We start from the raw sequence: 16,984 nt of genomic DNA, 5'->3' as shown, positions 1-16,984 counted from the left end.
TTGTTTAGGCTCGGTTCTTTCGAATCACGGCTACCCTTCTCTTTCGATGGCGTTCCGGCGCCATGCCTAAACCTGTTCCAGAACCGAGAAATCAGCCACCATTTCTATCGATGCCAAGATGTGGTCGGTTGGCATCGACTTCTCCGATAACCGGCCCCGATACAGGACTTTCCTCTTCTGTGTTCCGGCCCCGTTCGGCTTTCCGGCGTTCGAGCATGCTTCGAACGGCTCCCCAATAGGAGCAAACCGCATGCCAACTTTGCTAGCACCGGGCTGAGGGTCGTGTGTGATTAAGTGTGGGCAACCTGTATAATCTTCTCCAAAAGCTCCCGCACGGTCCAGGCGTGATCCTCCAGGCCGTGGGCCATTGCTGGTGTAATCCGGCCCAGGGTGCGATGCTTCCGGCAGAAGTTGTAATGGGCAAAGAATAGGCCCAGGGCCGCTTGGTGGTTGCCCCATCGCTTTGAGAAGCAATAGGTCAGCCTGCCCATCCGCTTGCAGAAGTTGCGAATCGACCCGTTCATGCGCTCGCAGTGTGAAGTGCAAACACGGTTCATATCCGGGTTGCCCATTATCCACTGCTTTTCCATTCGTATTATTCTGGCCGGCGAATACTTGCGGCGGTCCTCTTTGATCGGTTCTTTGAATGACTTGATTACTTGGCCGTAGTCAACGCGATTGCCAATCTGACGATGGACAGCAAACGGATACGATGCCCACCCATCGCTGGACAGGTGGAACGCGCCGGTTGTGGCGTCATTTAACTTGCGGCAGAATTCGTGCGTATCGGGTTCGTTGCGTCGGCCCAAGTGCCAGCAAATCAACAGTTTTGTATTGCGCTCAATCGCCGTGTAGCAGTAGGAATCCCCGGCACCGCCGACGATTTTTTCCTCCTTGGCCGTGTAGTTTTTGCAATAAATGAACTGCCAAATTTCGTCAATTTGAACATCGTCAACATGAACGCCTTTAATCGCGCGGGCCATGTATTCTGAGCACCGCTGGCCTACCATTACCATCAAATCAATGACTGTGTGGACATCGGTATTCGTTAGGCGAGCAGCAGCCGATGCTGACGTTCCCTCACAAATCAAGCTGATAATCTTCACGGCCAAGTCCATGCCGATACGCATTCCATCGAATGCTTGGGTGAATTCTGTCCACGACTTACCGCACAATTTGCAGCGGAAACGGATTGCACCGCTCTTGGTTTTGCCGTTTTTTTCATAGCTTTCATGTGAGCATGTCGAAATGACCATTGCGAAGTCGCCTTTTTCGGCGGCTCTCGCTACAATCAAACTTGTCAAGGGACGATTGGGCGAAAGCCTAGTTGTCTTTGCCCCGATGAGACCCGCCAAGGTTTCACCGGGGTTTTTTTATTGGCTTGACAGCCAACCATGAATACACTATATAAAATCATATCGGGTACGTCAACATGATTTTATATAGTTTGTTCAAAAAGGTTGATAAATGGCAAAAAAGAAATTGCACGGGGGCAAGCGAAAGGGTGCTGGACGGAAGCCGGGGCCGGACGGACCGACGATAATGGTGGCCGTTACCGTGCCTGAGTCGCTTGTGGCTCAATTAGATGCAATTGCAAAGCCTAACGACTGGAGCCGGTCAGAAGCCGTTACGCGGGCAATCAGGGGCTTTGTAGGCAGGCGGACATAGCGGAGAGCAAGGGTTTCGATCCCATCGTTGTAACGACCGCTCCGGCAGCGTATAAAACTGCTGCGCCACCAAGGCGCGCGTCACTCTCCGAAAACGTTGGAGAGTTTAAGATGCACCTTCACGCAGGAGGTTCGCGCCGGCCAGCACTGCGTCGAACAAGCAGAGCAATAATTCCCATTGCTGGGTAGAAAATCGCCAAAAACATCAACGCATACCTCAAAGCGCTTGGCATTGATCCTCCATGGCAGAGACGGTTTTATTTTTCTCTGGTTCGGCACTTAGTTTTGCCGTCGCTCTAGCGTATTGCTGGATGGCTTGGCTAGGGAGACGTGATAAATCGCTGTACTGGTATGGAGAATGCGCGACGGCGATTGCAGGCTTCGCTTTAACAGTGATATTTTTTGCAAGCGGGATATTTGCAGACAGACATATCACCCGATTAGAAGCACAATTGGAGGCCGCATCAAAAGAAGCGACGGATGCCAACAAAGCGGTTGCCGCACGCAAACTTTCATTAGAACAGATGAGAGTACTGCAAGATCGGCTGGAGGCAGCCGAGAAAGTGCCCTTGCAAATCGCAACATACAAATTTGACGATGAAGCGGTAAATCTTTTCGCACAGATAGCTATGACTCTAATCAGAGCAAAGTGGAAATGCGAATATGTCGAGGAGTGGAAAGGTGGTTCAGTGAATGGGGTAGTTGTGTTTACCCCAATAATCAACACTTCCGATGAAAAGGAGTTGGGGAAACAACTCATTCCGGCCGCATTGCTTTGTGATGCACTAGAGAAATCTGGTGTCGATGGAATACACCTAAACCATTCTGAACTTGTCCCGAATGGCACACTTTTTCTTGTGGTTGGACACAAAGAAATAGCAAAACCTAATGACCTACTACTTCTGCCGAAATAGCACGTTTCAGATTGGCAGCGAGGTTGCCTATTTTCCCCACAGATATTCACACACCACCGGGCTGAGGGTGGTGTGTTGGCTAAGAGTGTCTGGTACTTCGGGAGAGCGCTGAATTGATGGTAGTGTCTTAACAGTGTGTTGGTCGGAAGTCGCGGATCGTGAAGCGGAGTTTCATGGGCTAGTTAGCAATGCTCCGGGCCGCCTTTTGGCGTATCGCGGAAATCGCGATGATCCCCGTCGTAATATAAAGCGCGGCTGCGATGACTAAGAGCGGCCACGTTAGCTTCAATCGCTCGCAAAAACCTTCTTCTGTATGTGCGGCCAGGTAAGCATACGGGAGTGTGCTCGTCATTATGGCAGCACTGATGTAGCTCGCAGCAAGGCACAGACTCGCAGCGACCACGCATCCTGCGGAAATAACTGCTCGAATTAAGCGGTTGGTGTCCATGTTTTATGGATTGTAGGTTCGAGTGGCGGTTCCCCACGCGTCGGCCATGGGTTAGGGGCTGCCCCGCATTGTAGCGTATGGGGTGGAATTTGCTAAAATACCCCCGCTCCAGGCTTGCGGCTAGCTACCGCATAGGCTGCCATATATACGCCTAATACTTACAATGCGGCCATGGGGGTCAGATGGCCGTGCGTGATCGTGCTGTTTGCCGCGCTGCTTGTATGGAATGGGCACCGCCCGCCCCAAAACCATTGCCATTGGCACCGCACTGATGATTGGCGCGCTGGTCTTTGTGGTTGGTCAATTCTTGCTGAAGCTGTGCGGCATCCAATTTTTTCGCGAAGATCACAAAGAAAATCAGCAAGACAAAAAGCAGCGGTGAATCCGGCCCGAACGAGAAACAATTCAAGTGCTTAGTGTCGCCCCGTTGGGGCTTTTTTGTTCAAATAATCATTTCACCCAGGCCGACGCTTACGCCTGGCCTAGGCTGTTTTCGGTTGCCCCCTTGGGGCACCCACAGCATCAGGCAATCGAATAATCTTCACACAGCAAGAAACTATCGGAGACTTTAACCATGCGTTCCCGGCGGAGTTTGGCGGCGGTGTTGTTTTGGTTCCTCGTGTCTTGTGCCGTGGCACAGGCGGAGGAAGCGCTGCAAGAAATTCCACTGTGGCCGGGCGGCGTGCCGGGGTTTGAAGATCGCAAAGACATGCCCGATGTGAAAACCGACAAGGGGCACGGCGACTATACCATCACCAATGTAAACAATCCGTCGCTGACCGTTTTTTTGCCGCCGAAGGAAAAGGCGACCGGTGCAGCGGTTGTTATTGCCCCCGGCGGCGGGCATCGAGAATTGTGGATGGTGCACGAAGGATTGAACGAGGCTAAATGGCTGAGCGACCATGGCGTGGCCTGCTTCGTGCTCAAATATCGGTTGGCGCGGGAGAAAGGTTCGCCCTACAAACTGCCCGATGCGCCCACGCAGGATGGTCAACGGGCCATGCGCCTGGTGCGAAGCCGAGCCGAGGAGTGGGGCATTGATCCGCATCGGGTAGGCATTATGGGATGTTCCGCCGGCGGCGAGTTGGCGGCCCTGGTGTGCGATGCGGACGGCAAAGGAAAGGACGAGGCCGACGATCCGGTCGAACGCCAAAGCGCCCGGCCCGATTTTCAGGCGCTCATTTATTCCGGCCCGTTGGGCATTCGCAATCAAACGATTACGAAGGAGATGAATTTACCGCCGACGTTTATCGCCGTGGGAGATGAAGACGGCAATCATTTTCAAACCATGCTGGCCAATCACTACCTGTCGCTAAAAAACGCCGGGGTTTCGGCGGAGCTGCACATTTACGCCAAAACGGAGCACGGCTTCGGCCTGCGCGACAGCAACGCCGGTAAGCCGAGCAACGACTTTATCCAGCAGTTTTACGAGTTTTTGAAAACCGAAGGGTTTTTGAAGAAGGCGTAGTCAGGGTTGCCCATCTTCGGCATTGGCTAGCGCTTGCTGTACTTCACGTAAAACTCGTTTTGAAATAGTTCATGGGGATCGAAGAACCGCTTGCGATTGAAAAACTCTGTCGCTTGAGGATAGGCCTGAAAAAACTGCTCTGGGGTAGCATGTAAACGATAGGGCAAATAATATCGCCCCTGGCATCGGAGTGCTGCTGCGATGAGTTCCTGTGTCATGAGTTCAGTTTGTTGATCCGCAGCCTCCGTGCGAAGTTGATTAAAGGCCAGGACTAGCGCCACCATATTCTTGTCGGCATATCTGAGAATCGTATCGTGATCTTCTTCGACGTCACGCAAAGTGACATTGAGCAAATCGGCAGGGTATTTGGGGATGATTTCGCGCATGGCATCGAGAAAGCGCGCCAATTGATCGGGTGGCACAAAATATTCTTGAAGTATGTCGACCCGATCTGGATTTTGCTCCTGGAACAGTGTCGTCGCTTCATTTAGTAATTGGTTGCGAGAATAAAAAACTCCTGCGGAAATTTCGCCGGCTGTTTTTTCCGCATCCCAGCGGAATTGCTTGGCGGCCAGATTGCCAACCTGGGCCCGATAGATTTCGCGCCTACGGTCGGAGTTATTTAATGGCTTAAGCGCAGGAATTTCGTCAGGTTTGCATGGGGCGGCATGAAATGACGTTAAAATTGCTTCGCGCAAAAAGCTGTTGTCGCCGGGCACAATGCACAATCGTCCATAGATCATGCCGATGTCGGGAGAATTTTTTATTTTTTCTGCAAAACGAGCTGCCCATTTGCTTGCGGGAAGTACTTCCGACTCGCAGCGGTAACGTTGGTTGGGAACCACGTGCAGGTCCACATCTAAAATGATGCCAAATAATCCGTAACCACCGAGGGCCAACTTAAATAGTTCTGGATTTTGGCTACGGCTACAGCGGACAATTTGGCCATCCGCTGTCATCAGCCGAAACGCCTCCACGGTCGAAGCAATTGGCGGCCGAGCAGCCTGCCAACCATGCGCGTTGACGCTGATTGATCCGCCGACGCTAAAATCGTTGAAGGATTGCATCACCGCCACTGAGAGGCCCTGTGCGTCGAGATACGGGATGATTTGTGACCAGCGTGCTCCCGCACCGGCATGGAGGATTTTTTGCTCCGCATTCAATTCCAGATGATTGAAGGGGAGCATGTCGATGACGATGCCATCGGGATAAATGGTGTGGCCTCCCATGCTATGCCGCGCGCCGGCCACCGAGACATGCCGATTTTCGCTTTGAGCTTTGGCAAGCAACTGGCCAAGTTGTTGCTCCGCAGACTTTGCGTCGGGCGGAATGGACCACACTTCTGCAACGTGGGTGCGATTCAAACCACTGGCATCGTCGATGTAATCAGAAGGCGGGTTTAGATGATCTGCCGGTTGAGCGTGGATTCGAGTTGGCCGATCCAGGGAGGAAAGAAGCAATGCACTTAACAACACCGCCCATCGTAGTTGCGGAGCAAAGAGGTTTAAGCGTGTGGCGGTGCAGCTCATGCCTGTCATACGAGTGGCGCTACTTCAACGGTGAGAAATCGGTGGGGTCGACAAAGACTGATTCGGTTTTGGTGGTCAGTTTGCCGTCCGCTTCGGAATCGGTTTTGGCTTTTTGCCAATCGGGATCGCGGCTGAATTCGGCCCAATTTTTCTTGGCGGCGTCGCGGCTTTCATGCGCGAGGATGTAAACGAGCGTGTTTTTCGATTTCGGCTCGTCCTGCGGCACCCAGTAGCCAATGTTCGTCATGCCGTGCTTTTCAAAGAGCGCACAGGTGTGATCGCGGAACCGGGCCAATAGGGCATCGAGCTTGCCTTCCTCCGCGGTATACGTGCGAATTTCGAACACCCGATTGTGCTTGGCGGCTTCTGCGGCCTCGGCCTGGACGGCAATATTGCCCGACAGATGACCTAACCCAAACACAGTCGCCAGCACTGCAGTTAACAAAACAGCGGTAACGCATTTGGTCGGATGCATGATGGAGCCCTTAAAAAAAGCGGTCGGAGAAAACTTGCACAACGACACACTGCGGAAGATTCGACTAAGAGATGTGGGCAAGCGATTTTTCGTACTCCGCCACAAAAAAGCGTTTGCCTTTGGCAACCACACGGTGGCCTTCGGCGGCTAATTGCTTGCGCAGCCGGGGAATTCCGCCAGGGTACTTGGGATTCAATTCACCGCCTGTTTTCAGCGTGCGCCAATAGGGCGTGATTTTAGGCTTGCCGCGGCCATTGGCGGTAGCATCGGTGATAGCTTCTTCCGCGGCGTGGGCAGAAATCCAGGCAAAAATGCCCGTGGTGATGGGGCAGCAAACATTCGCGCCGTGTTGTTTCGCCAAAGCCGCACGAATTTCGCTGATGGTGATGAGCCTTCCTTTGGGCACGCGCTTCATTACGGCATCGACTTCCCGCGGCGCGGGAACCACCATGGTTCCCGTGCCCCAACGCTTGGTCATTTTGCCGGCAATGCGGCCGGTTTTGGGCAGGCCTTTGCTGTCGGCCAGTTTTTCCCGCCACGATTTACGCTTAGGCATGAGGACATTTCCTGAGATAAGTTTTCGCTGCAACTGCAAAGCTCGATGGTGCGCCAAGTATTTTTACAACGGCGCGCCGCATTGATTACAAAACTTCGCAGCTTCGTCATTCAACGCGCGGCATTTTTGGCAGCGAACTTTCACTTCCGGCGTGGCTTCCTCAGACGCGGGAACATGGCCGCTGCCGGACCGGAACCCGTCGCCCACGGCGGCTGCCATGTCTCGCAGAGAGTCTTTCGTTCCATCGACCATGTAGTTCGCGGCGTCTCTGCCGACCGGGGCCACTTCATCGGCCATGTAACGGGCGAAAGCGCCCAGGTAAGCAAACCTGGAGATGGCCAATCCGACCGCCAAAACCGGCATGCCTACAAAGGCACACCAAAAATAGCGTGGCGGCTCCATTCCGCCAAATGCGCTGAAAAAACTCACCATGGCAATAATGATCAACAGGAGCCCCACCCCGACCAGCATAGGACCAACCAAACGCAACAAGCTGCGCAAAAGGTTGTGCTGCGAATCATCTGGCTGCAAGGAATTCGGCATGCCTTTCGACTCCACGCGCAAATGGAAATGGTGAACAGTCTTATTTTGAAAAGCACGGCGACCAGCCGCAGGTTAGCATAACATATCTGGAAGGAAGCTGGAGTGTTATTCGGAAAAACGGCGAGAATCTTGCCTCTGACGGGGTGAATTGCGATACTCGTCGGACTATGGAAGACCAGTCCTCCCAACCCCGGCAGGTTGCCATCGTCGGCGGAGGAATTGCCGGGTTGGCCGCGGCACATCGGGTGAAAGAATTATCGCCGCAGGCAGCAATCACGCTGTTTGAAACTAGCCCTCGGCTAGGAGGCATAATTCGCACGGTTCGGCAAGATGATTTTTTGATTGAGCAAAGCGCCGATAGTTTTATCACCACGATTCCGGCGGCGATCAATTTATGCCGGCGGATCGGTTTTGCGGAACAATTGATTCCCATGGACTCCGCCCATCGCGGCGCCATGGTGGTGGCCCGCGGGAAACTGCAGCACGTTCCCGACGGTTTTGTGCTGATGTCGCCCCAGCGATTGTGGCCCCTGCTGCGGTCGCCGATTTTAAGCTGGCGGGGAAAACTGCGCGCGGCCTGCGAGCGGTTTATTCCCTCCGGAGGCAATCTGGGCGATGAAAGCGTGGCTGATTTTGCTCGGCGACGGCTGGGCCAGGAGGCATTCGAGCGACTGGTGCAACCGTTGGTGGGCGGCATTTACACGGCCAATCCGGAAACACTGAGCCTGGAGGCCACGCTACCGCGCTATTTGGAAATGGAGCGCAAGCACGGGAGCTTGCGCAGGGCAGCAAGGTCCGCGCGCAAACCAAAACTCGACGAGCGCAATGCCGATGCCGAAACTCGCCTCGCGGAAGAAGACAGCGGGGCACGATACAGCATGTTCGTCGCCCCCCGAGACGGACTCGAAAGCTTTGTGAATGCAATTGCGGACCGGTTGCCCAATGGCTGCGTGAGGTTGAGTGCGAAGATTGAGCGGATCGAGCGGGAGAATGGTCGGTGGTCAGTGGTCAGGGATCAGGAGTCAGGGGTCAGTGGTCAGTTAGCCCCAGGTTCTACCGGGGGACAGTACTTCGACGGCGTGATTTTGGCCACTCCGGCGTCGGTATCGGCCAAGTTACTAGGCGGCATGGATGGCGAGTTGGCCCGAGAGCTTTCAGAAATTGAATCTGCGGGGACGGTGATTGTGGCGCTGGCTTATGATCGCGAACAAATTACCAATGCACTGGATAGTTTTGGGTTCGTGGTGCCGGCAATTGAGCGGCGGAAAATTCTATCGGCCAGTTATTCCAGCGTGAAATTTCCAGGCCGCGCGCCGGCGGGGAAGGTGCTGATTCGCGTATTTTTGGGAGGGGCGCTGCAGCCGGAGATGCTGACATTATCTGACGATCAGCTCCTCACCACTGCCAAAGAAGAACTGCGCGCTTTGCTCGGCATCCGAGGCGGCCCTTCTTTATCATTGGTGTTTCGCTGGCCGGCCAGCATGCCGCAATATCAGCTTGGCCACATACGGCGTCTGCAAAGCATCCGCCAGCGGCTAGAACAGCATCCCGGATTGGCATTGGCAGGCAACGCTTTCGAAGGCGTGGGCATTCCGCAGTGCATTCAAAGCGGGGAGGCAGCGGCGGAGTCGGTTATCAAAAATAACCAATGTCCAAGCCTCCAATGACCAATGACGGAACCAGCACAATTAGTCATTCGGATTTGGACATTGTGTGCTTGGCCGGTTACTTCTTCCCAGCGCCTTTGGCCGGTGCCGCGGCAGCTTTGGCGGGAGCGGCGCCCTTGGCAGGAGCAGCAGCAGCTTTGGCGCCCGCAGCAGCTTTAGCGCCAGCAGCGGGAGCGGCGGCGCCTGGAGCGGCGGCGGCGCCTGCGGCTCCTTCGGCCCCTTCCTCTTCCTTCTTCTTTTTCTTCTTCTTCATCGTCAGCTTGATGACGCGCACCTTGGGCAGGCCCAATACGCTCATGGTATCGTTCCAGCGTTCCGATTCTTTCAGCTTGGCGATACGCTCGCCGCGCTTCATGACGTTGCTGGCTTTCACACTGCCGCGGCGGATACGAAGACTTTTATCGAGGGTCATGGATGGCAAGGGGTCAGGGGTCAGAAAATGCAATTCGTTAATATAAGGCGATCCCCGGAGTTCAGCAAGATAGCTTGGCCTCGACCCCGGCAATCCATCCATTTTTATTCCACGGCAACACTACCGTCCCAGCCGCCTGCTAATCTTTGCGATAATCCCCACCGCTAAAATACTTTTCCAGCCAGCAATAGCAAACGATGAACAAATACCGGCTTCCCATTTCGCGAATTTTAAGTTTGGCCATGCCGCTGCGCCGGTTGCGCCAGGTGACGGGAATTACCGCCCAGGTATAACCGCGAACAATGGCTTTTAGGGGCAACTCCACCGTCAAATTGAAATGCGGCGAGAGATAGGGACGCAAGCCAACCAGCGTGCTGCGACGATACGCCTTGAACGCATTGGTGGTGTCGTTCAGGGGAATACGAAATAGAAACTTGATGAATAAATTAGCCACCCGATTCAAGATGTACTTGATCCAGGGATAATCAATTACGCCTCCGCCTTTGATGAATCGGCTGCCGAAAACCGCATCATACCCTGCGGTCAGTTTCTGCCAGTAGGCGACCAAATCGCGGCAATCGTCCGATTCGTCCGCCATCATGATCACCACGGCATCGCCGCTCGCCGCTTCAATGCCGCTGATTACCGCCCGACCGAAGCCGTGCGGCCCATGATTTTGCACGGGCCGCAATTCGGAAACCGTGGCTTGCAACTGCTGGAGAATATTCCAGGTCCGGTCGTGGCTGCCATCATCGACAACGACAATTTCATGCGGGATGCCGCGTTGCCGCAATTCCACGTGAACATGTTCGACGGTCGCGCCGATGCAGCCTTCCTCGTCGCGCGCCGGAATTACGACCGACAACAGCGTGAGCGGTGGCGCTTCGGGATTGGGAGCGTGAAATTTGCTCATGGCGATTGCGACAAATCCAACCACTCCGGATGTTTGCGATGGTGTTCAGCAATTTCTTCCAAGATGGACGGAAGAGACATGTGCAAACGCCAGCGGTATGCGGCTTCGACTTGGCGACTGTCCATAACAATCCACGCCACGTCGAATGGGCGCGGTTGCGGCTTGCTTTCCACGGTATGCGGACCGAACGCCTGCTGGCACCAGTGGCTTAATTGCGCCAGCGACATCGCATTTTCCAAGCCGCCGCCAACATTCCAGATTTCGCCCGATGAGGGTGTTTGGAGCATTTGCAGCGCTAAAAGGTCAGCTAAATCGTGCGGATGCAGCGCATCGCGCACTTGATGCCCTGCGCCATCGAAGCCAATGTACTGCAATGGCCGGCGCTGCGCATAAGCTCGCACCCAAAACGAAAAAATCCCCTGCGCGGCAACGCCGAATTGCGTTCCGCCGGCTAACACGCCACAGCGGTTGATAATGACAGGAAAGCCAAATGCCTGGCCATATTCCAGTGCCAGCCTCTCCGCGGCCAGCTTGCTCGCGCCGTACAACGATGCTGGAGGCGCTGTAGAAAATAATTCGTTGATACCCTGCCGCGAGCAGCCGACGGGCAAATTGGCGCTGACATCAAGCGCAAATGCTTCGCCCTGTATTTTGAGCGGCAATTCAGCCAACAGCGGAATGTTGTATACCCGGCTACTGGAAAGCAGGATGAAACCCGCGCGGTGGTTTCGTGCGTGTTCCAAAAGATTGAGCGCGCCAAGCAGATTCTGTTTCACCAGTTCCCGGCTGCTGGTGCGGTTATCTACTCCCGCCATTACCGTGGGAATTGCCGCGGCGTGGATGATCCAATCTGCCGTGCCGAGCATATCTACGGTGCTGCTGCAAGTTACATCTCCTTCAACAACCTTGATGCCGGCCGCCTCCAGCCGCGAACGATTCGTTTTGCTCCCCGGCCGGCTGAAGTTGTCAATTCCAACAACCGTGATGTCGCTGCGGCATTCCCGCAATCGAAGCGCTACCGAACTACCGACAAATCCGCACAGGCCGGTAATAAGAATCTTCATGGATGCGGAATTGCAAAAAAAACGAGTGTAAAGGGCCGTTGCATGCAATTGCAGAATATTTCCAACCGCTTCCAAGCAAGTAATGCCAGGGGGACGGGCCAGCAAGCGGACGAAAAGCACCTCTATTATAACATCGGTAAAATGACCGCTTTTTTCGTAAACAGAAGCCCTGGCGCCGCCAATTCCAAATAGAAGCAAAGTGTAGGGGTGTTCACCGCGGGCCCTGCCCGTTAAAATGTGGTGTTACTCACGGATGAATTATCTTTTCCCGCCCCCCGAGTGCCATGCCTGCCTCCGATATCGTTATCCGCGGCGCCAGAGAGCATAATCTCCGCAACGTCGACGTGGTGCTGCCGCGGAATCAACTGATTTGCTTAACCGGTGTCAGTGGTTCCGGAAAAAGCTCCCTGGCCTTCGATACCTTGTATGCCGAAGGGCAGCGACGGTATGTGGAAAGCCTGTCCAGTTTTGCCCGGCAATTTTTGGGGCAAATGCCGAAGCCTGATGTCGATCATATTTCAGGCCTTAGGCCGTCGATTTCCATCGCTCAAAAAGCTTCCGGCCAAAATCCGCGATCTACCGTCGGGACGATCACCGAGATTTACGATTATTTACGGGTGCTTTTCGCTCGTGTCGGACAAGGACACTGCCCCCAATGCAAACGCCCCATTACCGCACAAAGCCGGGAACAAATTATTGAGCGCATTTTGCAGGTTCCCGAGCGCACCCAGTTTTTAGTGCTCGCCCCGGTCATTCGGGCACAAAAAGGGGAGCACCGCGATTTGTTTGAAGACCTGCTAAAGCAAGGCTTTTCGCGAGCTCGGGTCGATGGCCAAGTGGTACAGTTGGCCGACGATTTGAAGCTCGATCGTCAAATGCGGCACCACATTGAAGTGGTAATCGATCGGCTAACGGCGGGCCCCCAAATCCGGCCCCGCTTGGCCGAGGCCGTGGAATTGGCGTTGCGGCTGGGCAGGGGTGAATTGATTGTGGCAACAGAGGATGCAGGAGGCAAGACACCTAGTGTTGAGGAAGAGGAAGAGTCAGATAGCGAACGCTCGACCGCGCGCCGAAAGGTACGCAAGGCAAGCCGCCGCGCCGCGCGCTCAGACATTACGCTTTCCGCACACTATGCCTGCACAAACTGTGGAATCAGTTTCGAACCACCCAGTCCGCAGCTGTTCAGCTTCAACAGCCCGCAAGGCATGTGCCCGCAATGCGACGGTTTGGGCGAAATTTACAGTTTTGCGGCGGAACGATTGGTGCCCGACTCAAATTTATCGTTCGCTCAAGGGGCCCTTGAGTTAGTCGGTCCCTGGCGTGACATGGGACGCTGGCGGCGGCACATTTATCAAGGGATGGCTGACACCGTGGAGCGCCTGCACGGTCTAGAGCACGGCACGATGCTGGAAATGCCCTGGCGAGAGCTTTCGCCGGAATTACAAAAACTGTGGCTTTACGGCACCGGCGAGCAGCACATCACCTTTACTTGGCGCAATGGTCCGCAAGGAATGAAGTACGGCGGGCACTTCGAAGGCATCATTCCGCAATTGTTGTCGCGGCATCGCAATACCAACAGCAAGATGCAGCAACGGCAGTTGGAAAAATACATGAGCGTCATCCGCTGCGCGACTTGCCACGGCGCAAGACTGAACCCGCAAGCTTGCAGCGTAACGCTTTCCTCTGCTGATCTGCAATTTGCCGACCGGCCGGCACGCAGCTTGCCGGAGGTATGCGCCCTGGCCGTGAGCGACGCCGCGAACTTTTTCAGCAATTTGGTTTTGGACGAGACGGGCCACAAAATTGCCTCAGAAGCAGTGAAAGAAATTCGCGGCCGATTAGGATTTTTGGTGAACGTCGGCCTAGATTATTTGGCTCTCGACCGCACCGCTCCCACACTTTCCGGCGGCGAAACGCAGCGCATTCGGTTGGCCGGCCAAGTCGGCTGCGGGCTGGTCGGAGTGCTGTATATTCTGGACGAACCTTCCATCGGCTTACACCCGCGCGATAATCAAAAACTGCTCGACACGCTGCATCAACTGCGCGACAAAGGGAACACGGTCGTCGTCGTTGAACACGATGAAGACACCATGCGGGCAGCTGACTGCATCCTCGATTTCGGCCCTGGCCCTGGTGTCCGTGGCGGCGAATTGGTGGCATCCGGCCCGCTGGAAACAATTCTTAAATCGGAGCGCAGCATCACCGGGCAGTTTTTGAATGGTCAGCGCAAGATCGAGATTCCCAAGCAGCGGCGGATTAAAAGCTCGGCAGGAGAAGGTTTAGCCGCAACCCGCGCGGGGAGCGGGGACCCGGTCAATTATCTGCGCATTGTCGGCGCCCGGCACAACAACCTGAAAGATGTCACGGTCGAAATTCCGCTGGGGGCGCTGGTGTGCGTGACCGGGGTCAGCGGCTCGGGCAAAAGTTCTTTGGTCAGCGATATTGTGGCCGAAGCGCTCAACCGCGATTTGAACGGCGGGATCGGAAATCCCGGTGCGCACGATCGGATTGAAGGACTGGAGCATCTGGATAAGCTGATCGCCATCGATCAATCGCCCATTGGCCGCACGCCGCGCTCGAATCCGGCTACTTACATCAAACTGGCCGACGACATTCGCGATTTATTTGCCAAACTGCCGGAATCGAAGGCCCGCGGTTACAAGCCGGGACGCTTCAGCTTCAATGTTTCTGGCGGGCGCTGCGAAGCGTGCGAAGGAAACGGCTCCAATCGGCTGGAAATGGATTTTTTGGCCGACGTGTGGGTTACCTGCCCGATATGCAATGGACATCGTTTCAATCGGGAAACGCTGCAAGTGCGATTCAAAGGAAAGAGCATCGCGGAAGTGCTCGAAATGGACGTGCAGGAAGCTCTGGCGCATTTCGAAAACATTCCCGACATCCGACGCAAGCTTCAAACGCTACACGACGTGGGTTTGGATTATTTGAAGCTCGGACAAGCTTCGCCGACCCTATCCGGCGGTGAGGCCCAGCGCATTAAGTTGGCTCGGGAATTGGTGAAACGCAGCACGGGTCGCACGCTGTATTTGCTGGATGAGCCCACGACCGGCTTGCACTTTGCTGATATCCAAATGCTGCTCAAAGTACTTCACGACCTGGTCGATGTGGGAAATACAGTGCTGGTCGTGGAACACAATTTGGATGTGATCAAAACCGCCGACTGGATCATCGACATGGGGCCTGAAGGGGGCGCCGGCGGCGGCGAAGTCATCGCCGTGGGCACGCCGGAGGAAGTGATCGGTGGTCAGCGGTCGGTGGTCAGTGATTGCAAGGCAGGCGTTACAAAGTCCAAGTGTTTAGCCGCGAGCCGCCAGGCGAGCATTTCGCACACGGCTACGGCGCTGCGGACCATTTTGAATGGCGAGGCCGCAACGGCGATGGCAACTCATTCGAAATCGCGCAAGGATAAAAAATCTTCGGGCGATCTGTTCGGCGAGCAAACCATTCGGGTTCGCGGGGCTTGGCAGCATAATTTGAAAGGCGTGAATGTCGACATTCCGCGCGATCAAATGACGGTTTGTTGCGGGCTGAGCGGTTCTGGAAAAAGTTCGCTGGCGATGGACACCATTTATGCCGAAGGTCAGCGCCGCTACGTGGAAAGCCTGAGTTCGTATGCTCGGCAATTCGTCGGCCAAATGCAAAAGCCGAAACTGGAGCACATCGAGGGGCTGTCGCCGGCGATTGCGATTGAGCAAAAGAACTTAGGGCACACGCCACGTTCCACCGTCGGAACGGTGACGGAAATTTACGATTACTTGCGCGTGCTGATGACCCGGCTGGGTAAACCCTACTGTCCGGCATGCGATGTGCCCATCGGCACGCAATCGGCCGACGAAATTATTGAAAAAATCATGTCCGAACAGGCTGGCACCAAGTTGTACTTGATGGCACCCTTGGATATCCGCGTCGGCGAGAAATACGAGACGCTGTGGGAGGAAATTCGCGCGCAAGGATATCAACGCCTGCGCGTTGATGGCGAAACGTTCACGGTCGATCAACCGCCGACGATCGATCGTCGGCGCAAACATGCGGTGGAAGTCATCGTCGATCGCATTACGGTTCGGCCCGGCGATGACGCTCGCAGCCGCATCGCCAGCAGCGTGGAAACTGCGTTGTCGCTGGGACAGGGCGTGCTGCACATCACATTTCCTGTGGAGGGCGTTCAGGAACAGCGCTGGCCGGTGGAAATTCATAGCCAGCATTTTGCCTGCGATAAGTGCGGCCGTAGCTTCGAGCCCCTTACGCCGCACAGCTTCTCGTTCAATAGTCCTTTGGGTTGGTGTAAAGAGTGCGAAGGCTTGGGCACGCAGTTGGGTGCGAATCCGGCAGCGCTAGTGCGCGATCCTAAACTTTCGTTGGCCGATGGCGCCATCGCATTGTGGCCAAATGTTGGCCGCCCATTGTTCAAGCAAATGTTGACGGCATTGGCGGCCCACACAGGCCTGCGGACGGACGTTCCATTTGATCAGTTGAGCAGCCGCGAACGGCGGATCGTGATGCACGGTCTGGGCGAGGATTGGCTCGACGTGAGAGGAACGCAGAAGGCAGAAAGCAGAAAGCAGAAAGCAGTGGAAACGGGTTTAGCCGCGACTCGAAAAGGAGCGACTTCGGAAAGCCCGCCGCTGTTTCGCTTTCAATATAAAGGACTGTATCCGGCGCTGGAGGAAGCGGCACGCTTGTCGCCGACCATGCGCGGGCAGTTGGATCACTTGGTTGACGAAGTAGAATGCGCGGTGTGCGATGGCAGCCGCTTGAACGAATTGGCTGGTGCGGTGCGGTTGCGCGATCAAACCATTGGCGAATTATGCCGCCAGCCGCTCAATAAATTATGGGCCGATTTTTCGGCCTGGCATCCCACCGGCGCCGAGAAAAAAATTGCCGGCGACCTGCTGCGCGAAATTTGCAATCGGTTGCAGTTTTTACTCGATGTGGGCTTGGAATATCTCACGTTAGGTCGCCCGGCGCCCACGCTTTCCGGCGGCGAAGCGCAGCGCATTCGCTTGGCCAGCCAAGTGGGCAGCGGCCTATGCGGTGTACTGTACGTGTTGGATGAACCAACCATTGGTTTGCATCCGCGCGATAACCGCCGTCTGCTGGGCGCGCTGCAAAAGCTTCGCGATCTTGGCAATACGCTGTTGGTTGTCGAACACGATAAGGAAGTCGTCGCTAGTGCTGATCAACTGATCGATTTCGGTCCCGGCGCCGGCGAATTTGGCGGGCAAATTGTCGCTCAGGGAACGCCGCAGCAAGTCAGCAAATCGCCCAGTTCGATTACTGGACCGTATTTGAGCGGCAAAAAAGCGATTCCTA

13 protein-coding genes are annotated in these 16,984 nt (G+C 55.1%); 5 read left to right on the top strand and 8 right to left on the bottom strand.

Annotation, left to right across the window (positions count from 1 at the left end; translation table 11 throughout):
- Nucleotides 1–290: 290 nt before the first annotated feature.
- Nucleotides 291–1,130 (bottom strand): hypothetical protein, encoded by an 840-nt coding sequence (locus VFE46_14670; protein ID HZZ29239.1) that lies wholly within the window; start codon nt 1,128–1,130, stop codon nt 291–293.
- A 779-nt stretch (nt 1,131–1,909) separates the two neighbouring features.
- Here VFE46_14670 and VFE46_14665 point away from each other — a divergent pair.
- The 3 genes from VFE46_14665 to VFE46_14655 all read left to right on the top strand — a co-directional run bounded on the left by VFE46_14665 (nt 1,910) and on the right by VFE46_14655 (nt 4,497).
- On the top strand, nt 1,910–2,581 hold the full coding sequence (locus VFE46_14665) for a hypothetical protein (GenBank protein ID HZZ29238.1): 672 nt from the start codon (nt 1,910–1,912) through the stop codon (nt 2,579–2,581).
- Between the two features lie 674 nt (nt 2,582–3,255).
- Complete coding sequence (locus VFE46_14660; protein HZZ29237.1) at nt 3,256–3,411, top strand: hypothetical protein; 156 nt, start codon at nt 3,256–3,258, stop codon at nt 3,409–3,411.
- 192 nt (nt 3,412–3,603) lie between these two features.
- Nucleotides 3,604–4,497, top strand: a complete 894-nt coding sequence (locus VFE46_14655; GenBank protein HZZ29236.1) for an alpha/beta hydrolase — start codon at nt 3,604–3,606, stop codon at nt 4,495–4,497.
- Nucleotides 4,498–4,523: 26 nt separating this feature from the next.
- On the opposite strand, the gene VFE46_14650 is transcribed toward VFE46_14655, so the two are convergent.
- The 4 genes from VFE46_14650 to VFE46_14635 all read right to left on the bottom strand — a co-directional run bounded on the left by VFE46_14650 (nt 4,524) and on the right by VFE46_14635 (nt 7,600).
- Nucleotides 4,524–6,035: an FAD-binding oxidoreductase gene (locus VFE46_14650; GenBank protein HZZ29235.1), complete on the bottom strand. Its 1,512-nt coding sequence runs from the start codon at nt 6,033–6,035 to the stop codon at nt 4,524–4,526.
- Nucleotides 6,036–6,045: 10 nt separating this feature from the next.
- On the bottom strand, nt 6,046–6,501 hold the full coding sequence (locus tag VFE46_14645; protein ID HZZ29234.1) for an NIPSNAP family protein: 456 nt from the start codon (nt 6,499–6,501) through the stop codon (nt 6,046–6,048).
- Between the two features lie 64 nt (nt 6,502–6,565).
- Nucleotides 6,566–7,057, bottom strand: a complete 492-nt coding sequence (locus VFE46_14640) for a methylated DNA-protein cysteine methyltransferase (GenBank protein HZZ29233.1) — start codon at nt 7,055–7,057, stop codon at nt 6,566–6,568.
- A gap of 63 nt (nt 7,058–7,120) precedes the next feature.
- The gene (locus VFE46_14635; protein HZZ29232.1) at nt 7,121–7,600 is read right to left on the bottom strand and encodes a zinc ribbon domain-containing protein; all 480 of its coding nucleotides are present in this window, start codon (nt 7,598–7,600) and stop codon (nt 7,121–7,123) included.
- 167 nt (nt 7,601–7,767) lie between these two features.
- Here VFE46_14635 and hemG point away from each other — a divergent pair, with 167 nt between their 5' ends.
- Nucleotides 7,768–9,267 carry a protoporphyrinogen oxidase gene (gene hemG / locus VFE46_14630; protein HZZ29231.1) on the top strand — a complete coding sequence of 500 codons (1,500 nt, stop codon included), beginning with the start codon at nt 7,768–7,770 and terminating at the stop codon, nt 9,265–9,267.
- 58 nt (nt 9,268–9,325) lie between these two features.
- On the opposite strand, the gene VFE46_14625 is transcribed toward hemG, so the two are convergent.
- The 3 genes from VFE46_14625 to VFE46_14615 form a co-directional block, all read right to left on the bottom strand.
- Nucleotides 9,326–9,679, bottom strand: a complete 354-nt coding sequence (locus VFE46_14625) for a small basic protein (protein HZZ29230.1) — start codon at nt 9,677–9,679, stop codon at nt 9,326–9,328.
- A 139-nt stretch (nt 9,680–9,818) separates the two neighbouring features.
- Nucleotides 9,819–10,592, bottom strand: a complete 774-nt coding sequence (locus VFE46_14620) for a glycosyltransferase family 2 protein (protein HZZ29229.1) — start codon at nt 10,590–10,592, stop codon at nt 9,819–9,821.
- Nucleotides 10,589–11,656, bottom strand: a complete 1,068-nt coding sequence (locus VFE46_14615) for an NAD-dependent epimerase/dehydratase family protein (protein ID HZZ29228.1) — start codon at nt 11,654–11,656, stop codon at nt 10,589–10,591. The genes VFE46_14620 and VFE46_14615 overlap by 4 nt, the downstream gene beginning before the upstream one ends.
- A 284-nt stretch (nt 11,657–11,940) precedes the next feature.
- On the opposite strand from VFE46_14615, the gene uvrA reads away from it, so the two are divergent.
- On the top strand, nt 11,941–16,984 hold a 5,044-nt coding region (gene uvrA, locus VFE46_14610), incomplete at its 3' end, for an excinuclease ABC subunit UvrA (GenBank protein ID HZZ29227.1).

It is taken from the genome of Pirellulales bacterium (genome assembly GCA_035656635.1).
Taxonomy (GTDB): Bacteria; Planctomycetota; Planctomycetia; order Pirellulales; family JADZDJ01; genus DATJYL01.
Note: the sequence above shows the minus strand (reverse complement) of the source record. Positions and strands in the feature narration are given on the sequence as shown.